Annotated in this window: 1 protein-coding gene; it reads left to right on the plus strand. The window is 58.3% G+C overall.

Translation table 11 applies throughout. The annotated features are described in order from the left end of the window. Positions 1-132: 132 nt before the first annotated feature. Positions 133-386 (plus strand): TrfB-related DNA-binding protein (locus EOD15_RS35490; protein ID WP_127409405.1); only part of this gene is annotated, 254 nt, incomplete at its 3' end.

A 386-nucleotide genomic window follows, 5' to 3' on the forward strand; every position in this document is an offset into this window, starting at 1 on the left:
CCCCTACGGTCAGCGTGGACTAGGACAACCGCTCTAATTCCTAACGGCGTTTACCTTTGCTAAACTTGAACTCAAGTAGACTTCTACGTAAGCTCAACTTGAAGAATCACACCGATCCCTGGAGGACTATGCGTGACAACCCGAAGAAGCCTGACGAAACGCGACTTCGACGCGACGCTCAAGCGGCTGAACATCTCCGAGCAGGCGGCGGAAATGGCGCGCCGGGTGCTGGTCGGCAACGAACAACAATCCACCGTGGCGGCAGCCTATTCCGTCACAGTCAGTGCGGTCTCGCATCAGGTCGGCCGGGTCTGGCGGACCTATGTGGAATCGCTGGAGATCCCGCCTGGCCACGAGAAGATCACCGCCGTGCTGCCAGTCGAGAA

It is taken from the genome of Mesorhizobium sp. M7A.T.Ca.US.000.02.2.1 (assembly GCF_003996995.1).
Lineage (GTDB): Bacteria > Pseudomonadota > Alphaproteobacteria > Rhizobiales > Rhizobiaceae > Mesorhizobium.